Source organism: Kitasatospora sp. NPDC059817 (assembly GCF_042731835.1).
Classification (GTDB): Bacteria; Actinomycetota; Actinomycetes; order Streptomycetales; family Streptomycetaceae; genus Kitasatospora.
In genome coordinates this window covers 6369-12618 of sequence record NZ_JBHWIR010000205.1, presented here as the reverse complement: position 1 = coordinate 12618, position 6250 = coordinate 6369, and the positions used below count along the sequence as shown (strand labels likewise).

Below are 6250 nucleotides of genomic sequence, written 5' to 3'. Positions count from 1 at the left end.
ACCTCGCCGCGTTGTCGTCGGTCGCCGATACTCCGCATGGACTCCCTCCTCCGCCTTGCGATGCACGCACTCCGACGCCGCGCGCTGATCCGACGGGATCCGAAAGAGAGCCCCTAGCCGCGCGGTGGTGTCGGGACGTCAGCCGGTGGTGGTGGGTGGAGCGGATCCGGGAAGCGCGGGCGGGTACGTCGGTGTACGGGCCGGGGCGACGGCGGGCGTGCGGGCGGGCCCGGGCAGGGGGCGTACGGGGCGACCCAGACCACCTCGAACACGGATCTGACGAATCATCACATCCCTTGCACATTTCTCCTATTGTCCTCACGCCCCCCTCACCGGCGGCTAGCCTTCCCAGGGGCGCCGCGAGGGCGGCGCGGGGAGGGGAAGCGATCAATGAGAGCTCTTGCGAGGACGGCCCGCTGGGCGACGGCGGTGGCCACCACGGCGGCACTGCTCGCACTGGCGGGCGGGCCCGCCGTGGCCACCACCCCGATCCCCGGCGTCGAGGCCACCGTCGTGGTGGGCCGCGGCGACGTGGTGCCGGTGGTCAGCCCGGACGGCACCACGGTGTACGTCACGGTGGCCGACGCGAACAACAGGATCGCGGTGAGGGCGGTCGACACCCAGACCGGCCAGGTCACCGGCCAGGACAGCACCGGCAACCACAACTGGTCCTCGATCACGGCGCTCAGCCCGGACGGCTCGCGGCTCTACGTCCTGAACCTCGACGTCGTGACCGTGTGGGACACCGCTTCGCTGACCGTGCTCGCCTCGCTCCCCGTGCCGGACCAGCCGCGCCCGGAGCGCTGGACCGAGGGGAAGCTCAACGAGCTGGCGCTCAGCCCGGACGGGGCGACGCTCTACGTCACCCAGGACGGGTCGTCGGGGATCCGGTCGAGGGGCGACGGGCGGGTCCTGAGGTTCGACACCGCGAGGCTGGCGTTCACCGACGCGGTGCCGGTCCCGGCGATGAACGTGAACGGGCTGGCGGTCGGAGCGGACGGCCGCGACGTCTACGTCGGCGCCAACGTGGGCGTGGTGCACCTGGACACCAGCGGCGCCGTGCCGTCCGTCGTCGGCAGGATCCCCGCCACCGCCACGGTGTACGGGCACGAGTTGGCGCTCACCCCCGACGGCGGCCGCCTGCTCGCCGTGAACGCCTCGGGCAGCGGCGCGGCCGACGTCGTCGACACCGCCACCGACACCGTCGCCGCACACCTCGCACTGACCAACGGGTACGCCAACCTGCACTTCCCGCGTGCCGGCGCGGACAGCACCCGCTTCTACGTCACCACCGGCACGTCCACCATCAGGGGCTCGGTGCTCGCCCTCGACGCCGCCACGGGCGCCGCCGTCCCGCAGGAGTCGCTGATCGGCCTGACCGACGGGGTCATCAGCGGTCTCGCCCTGGGGCCCGACGGCCACACCTTCTACGTGGGCGGCTACACCGGGAGCACCGCCGTCCTGCGGATCGTCCGGCACTAGTACTCCAGCAGGACTTCGACGTTTTGCCTGTTCAGAGGGCTGCGCGGTGGGGTGTAGCGGGCTGATGCTCGATCAGGGGCGGTCTTCATCGGACCGCCCCTCGATCGTGTGCAGCCGGCGTTGGTAGTGACAGCGCCGGGGCAGCCTCTCGTCGTGATCAACGAGCCTGCAGCCGAGACCTGGGACAACGAACTCGAAGACCTCTTCCTCCGTATCGGCCACCGCTTCAGCCGCGTGGAGCCACGCCGCCGGATGCGCGCGTCCGCGGCCTGCTCGGACCAGTCGGCCGCAAGAACGGCTGGCAACTGGCCGAATACGCAGGTCACGCCACACCCGACGGCCTGCAGCACCTGCTCGCCGGTTCCCGCTGGGACGCGGACGAGATCCGCGACGAACTCCAGCACTACGTCGCCGAACGCCTCGGAGCCGACGACGGAGTCCTGATCATCGACGACACCGGCTTCGTCAAGAAGGGCACCACCTCTGCCGGTGTGCAGCGCCAATGCTCCGGCACCGCCGGCCGCACCGGGAACTGCCGGATCGGGGTCTTCGCCGCCTGCGCCTCCACCCGTGGCCGCGCCCTGGTCGACCGCGAGCTCTACCTGCCCAAATCCTGGACCGAGGACCGGGACCGCTGCCGCGCAGCGAGGATCCCCGACGAGCGGGAGTTCCGCCCCAAGGGCGGCCTCGCCAAGGCCCTGGTGCTGCGGGCGCCGGCCTCCGACCTGCCGATCGCCTGGGTCACCGCGGACTCGGCCTACGGCCAGGAGGGGCGCTTTTGTCGCCTGCTGGAACAGTCCGGCGTCGGCTACGTCCTGGCGGTGCCCAAGTCCCAGTTCAGCGTGGGCTGTCCACGCGTCGACTGGCTGTTTGCCCAGGCCCCGGCCCGGGCCTGGGAGCGGATCTCGTGCGGCGACGGTGCCAAAGGACCGCGCATCTATGACTGGGCGGCCATCCGGCTACCCGCCGTGGCCGAGTTCGACTACCAGGATGAGACCCCGGTCCGCCAGCGGTGGGCGCTGGCCCGCCGCAGTCTGAGCAGGCCCGACGAGCTCGCCTACTGCCTCGCCTACGCACAACTCGACACGACCGTGGAGCAGTTGGTGCGGATCGCCGGGATGCGCCGGGCGATCGAGGAGTGCTTCCAGGCCGCGAAGAACGAGTGCGGCCTGGACCAGTACGAGGTCCGCCGCTTCCCCGGCTGGATGCGACACGTCACCCTGGCCATGCTCGCCCACGCCTTCCTGGCCGCGATGGCCGCGGCGGCTGCTGCAAAGGGGGCTGCTGCAAAGGGGGCTGCAGAAACGGTTCCCGCGCCCTGGTCGACCTCACCGTGGCAGAGATCCGGCGGCTCCTGGCAACTGGCTGTCCCCGCGGCCCGCGTCCACCACACTGCCCGCCCCTCGCTCACGCCTTGAAGTGGTCCACCTGGCGGCGACAACGCCAGACCGTCGCCCGGCGCTGTCACTACCAACGCCGGCTGCACACGATCGAGGGGCGGCCCAATGAAGACCGCCCCTGATCAAGCATCAGCCCGCTACACCCCACCGCGCAGCCCTCTGAACAGGCAAAACGTCGAAGTCCTGCTGGAGTACTAGGTCCTGTCCGGTCGATCTTGGCGGATCAGCCCGCGGCTCCCCCAGCCTTCGGCCGGGAGGTGCCCCCATGACGCGCCCGGCTGGGCGTGCGCCCGAGTCGTCCTCGTACTGGACGTACTTGGGCGATTCGGGCGTGCGTCCAGGCGGGATGCCTTGGGGTACCTCCCGGCCGCCAGGCTGGGGGCGCGTCGCGCGCCCGGCGTGATCCGAAAGAGAGCCCCTAGCGGCGGTGGGCGCGTAGTGCCTCGCGCAGCCGCCCGCCGGAGGCGGCGAGCTGCCGGGCGGCGGTCGGCGCGTCCACGTCCGCGAGCAGGACCAGGATCGCGTCCTTGGCCCGGCCCCCGGTGGCGGCGAGCGCGCGGCGGACCGCCGCCTCGTCGGCGCCGGTGGCCTCCGTGACGATCCGGTGGGCCCGTGCGCGGAGCTTGGCGTTGGTGGCCCGGACGTCGACCATCAGATTGCCGTACGTCCGGCCGAGCCGGACCATGACGGCGGTCGACAGCATGTTGAGCACCAGCTTCTGCGCCGTGCCCGCCTTCAGCCTGGTTGACCCTGCCAGCACCTCCGGGCCGACCTCCACCTCGATCCCCAGCTCGGCCGCCGCCACCAGCGCCGAACCCCGGTTGCAGGCCAGTCCGACCGTCAGCGCCCCGGCCGCCCGTGCGGTCCGGACAGCCGCCACCGCGTACGGCGTGCGGCCGGAGGCGGAGACGCCCACCACGGTGTCGGCCGGGGTGAGCCGGAGCGCGGCCAGGTCGGCCGCCGCCAGCTCCGGGCGGTCCTCGGCGCCCTCGACGGCCTCGGCCACGGCGGTCCCGCCCCCCGCGATCAGGCCCACCACCAGGCCCGGATCGGTGCCGAAGGTCGGCGGGCACTCGGCGGCGTCCAGCACCCCGAGCCGCCCGGCGGACCCCGCCCCGGCGTAGACCAGCCGCCCACCGGCCGCCATCCGTGCCGCCGTGGCGTCCACCGCGGCGGCGATCCGGACCAACTCCCCGGCCACCGCGGCGGGGACGGTGCGGTCCTCGGCGTTCATCAGGCGGAGCAGGTCGGTGGTCGGCAGCTGGTCGATCCCGGCCCAATCGGGGCGGATCGTCTCGGTCGGCGGTACGGCGTCCTGGTGCATGCGGCCAGCGTCCCCGGACGCGGCGGTCGCCAATCGGTGCGGGGCCGCGCGTGGTCTCCGGGGCCTCGGTCGGGGTGTCACCGTGGCGGGCGCCGGGCCGTCAGGGGTGTCCGTCCTGCCCCCACGTACGGAGTGAGTGTTCAGCCCGTTCAGCCCGTTCAGCCCGTTCAGCCCGTCAACGGACGTCGCCGTCGCCGTCGCCGTCGCCGAGGTGACGGGCGATGCGGGCGATGGCGGAGGCGTTGTCCTCGAACAGATGGGCCTGCATGCCCACCGCCCGGGCGGCCTCGACGTTGGGCGCGTGGTCGTCGATGAAGAGGCAGTCGACCGGGCTGACGCCCAACTCGGCGCAGGTGATCTCGTAGGCGCGCGGGTCGGGCTTGCCGGTCCCGATCTCGTGCGAGTAGACGATGTGTTCCACCAGCTCGTCGAACCGGTAGAGCGGGACCTCGCGTTCGCGGGCGCCGACGAAACTGTTGCTGAGGATGCCGAGCCGGGCCCGCCCGCGCAGTCCGCGCACGTGGGCGATGAGCTCCTCGTTCGGTGTGCCCAGGTACTCCTCCCAGAGGTCGGCCATGAAGGCCGCGACCTGGGCCGGACCGAGGTGCAACCGGGCGGCCACCTGCTCACGCACCTCCGGCTCGGTGATGCCGCCGATCGCGCCGGCCTGCCAGACGTCCCGCAGCCGCTCGTCGATCGCGTGCGGCGGCAGCTCCAACAGGCGCTCCCAGCGCTCCGGCCAGCCCGTCCTCGGCGTGTATTCCAGGACGCCGCCGATGTCGAGGATGAGACAGGGTGCGTTCACGGGTGGTCCCCTCTCCGCTGCGGCCGCCGTGGCGCGGCCCGCCCCTGCCACTCTCGGGGGTGCGGGCGGGGCCGGGTCAAGGGGGCGGTGAGTCCTCGGCAGCTCCGGAGACCGCGTTCGGCGGCCGCGTTCGGTTGCCGCGTTCGGTGGTCGGGCGTGCTGTCGGTCCGTCAGGCCATCCAGAAGAAGACGGCCGTCATCCGACGTTCCGGCAGCTCGGCGCCGTAGTAGGAGGTCGCGCTGTGCATGAGGTTGGCGTGGTAGAGGAGCAGCTGGTTGTAGCGGTTGGGGACGCGGACGTCCTCGGTGAAGTGGTCGGCGGGCACGTGGCGGGTGCCGAGCGCCTCGACCAGGTTGTTGTGCGGCGCGTTGACGAGGTTCCCGCCGAGGCGTCCGCCGGGGAACTGCTGGCGGTAGAAGCTGGTGCCGGCGTCCTTCGGCGCGCCCGGGCTGAGGTAGAGCACGGCGGCGTAGCGGCAGAGCGCGCGGGAGTCGGTGTGCGGGCGGGACTCCGACTCCCCGGCGCCGACGACCTGGACGCAGTTGTGGTTGAGCGTGCCGCCGCCCGGGGTGCTCTGCACCCAGAGCCGGGGAGCGCCGGTGGCCTTGCGGACCAGGGCCTCCACCCGGGCCAGCTCGTCGGGCTCCAGGCCGGGCATGGTGCGCAGGCCGGGCCAGGTCTCGGGGCGGTGCGGGTAGCCTTCGGTCCAGTCGCCGCGGGCCAGACAGCGCTCGCGGACGGCGTCCGGGTCGGGGAGGACGTTGTCCAGGACCCAGTAGTCCCGGCCTCGGGTGGGCTTGCGGTAGGGCAGGACCGGCAGGGTGGTGGGCCTGATGGGCTGTGAGGGCATGGGCCGACGATAGGGGCGGCGGTCGTCAACCTTCTGCCGTGAGCAGGTCAACCTTTCGTCAAGGGCTCTCCACGGGTGGGCGTCTCGCGCCGCAGGTCAGGAGCCCGGTCGGACGGCGAAGGTGCCCAGGGCGCCCTCCAGTCGGTCGAAGGCCCGGACGGCCGAGGGGCGCACCGCCGCCGTGATGGCGGCGGCCTCGTCGCCGGCCAGCAGCCTGCGGAACACTTCGGTGAACACCGTGCGGTCGACGGCGGCGAGCAGCCCGGCGGCCACCCGGCTCTCGAAGTCGACCGGCGGGCCGGCCGGTGTGCCGCCCCGGGCGGGCGGGCGCCCGCCCGGGGGGGGGGGGGGGTGGGTGGGGGGGGGGGGCCCCCGCCCGGGGGGGGCG

Annotated in this window: 4 protein-coding genes and 2 pseudogenes; 2 read left to right on the top strand and 4 right to left on the bottom strand. The window is 73.1% G+C overall.

From position 1 onward, the window contains the following. Positions 1 to 390 precede the first annotated feature (390 nt). Positions 391 to 1482, top strand: a complete 1092-nt coding sequence (locus tag ACFV61_RS30335) for a hypothetical protein (protein WP_380495093.1) — start codon at positions 391 to 393, stop codon at positions 1480 to 1482. Between the two features lie 156 nt (positions 1483 to 1638). Continuing rightward, positions 1639 to 2900 (top strand): annotated as a pseudogene (locus ACFV61_RS30330) (IS701 family transposase). A gap of 400 nt (positions 2901 to 3300) precedes the next feature. On the opposite strand, the gene murQ reads toward ACFV61_RS30330, so the two are convergent. From murQ to ACFV61_RS30310, 4 genes and pseudogenes are all read right to left on the bottom strand, one after another. Further along, positions 3301 to 4206, bottom strand: a complete 906-nt coding sequence (gene murQ / locus ACFV61_RS30325; protein ID WP_380495091.1) for an N-acetylmuramic acid 6-phosphate etherase — start codon at positions 4204 to 4206, stop codon at positions 3301 to 3303. A gap of 175 nt (positions 4207 to 4381) precedes the next feature. Next, positions 4382 to 5011 (bottom strand): HAD family hydrolase, encoded by a 630-nt coding sequence (locus ACFV61_RS30320; RefSeq protein ID WP_380495089.1) that lies wholly within the window; start codon positions 5009 to 5011, stop codon positions 4382 to 4384. A 170-nt stretch (positions 5012 to 5181) separates the two neighbouring features. Further along, positions 5182 to 5862, bottom strand: coding sequence for a DUF6445 family protein (locus ACFV61_RS30315; RefSeq protein WP_380371118.1), 681 nt, complete (start codon positions 5860 to 5862; stop codon positions 5182 to 5184). 96 nt (positions 5863 to 5958) lie between these two features. After that, a pseudogene (locus ACFV61_RS30310) lies at positions 5959 to 6250 on the bottom strand (hypothetical protein); the annotation flags it as partial.

Coding starts and splice junctions, on each gene's coding strand:
- murQ (WP_380495091.1), bottom strand. CDS start 4,206: ATGCACCAGGACGCCGTACCGCCGACCGAGACGATCCGCCCCGATTGG.
- ACFV61_RS30315 (WP_380371118.1), bottom strand. CDS start 5,862: ATGCCCTCACAGCCCATCAGGCCCACCACCCTGCCGGTCCTGCCCTAC.
- ACFV61_RS30335 (WP_380495093.1), top strand. CDS start 391: ATGAGAGCTCTTGCGAGGACGGCCCGCTGGGCGACGGCGGTGGCCACC.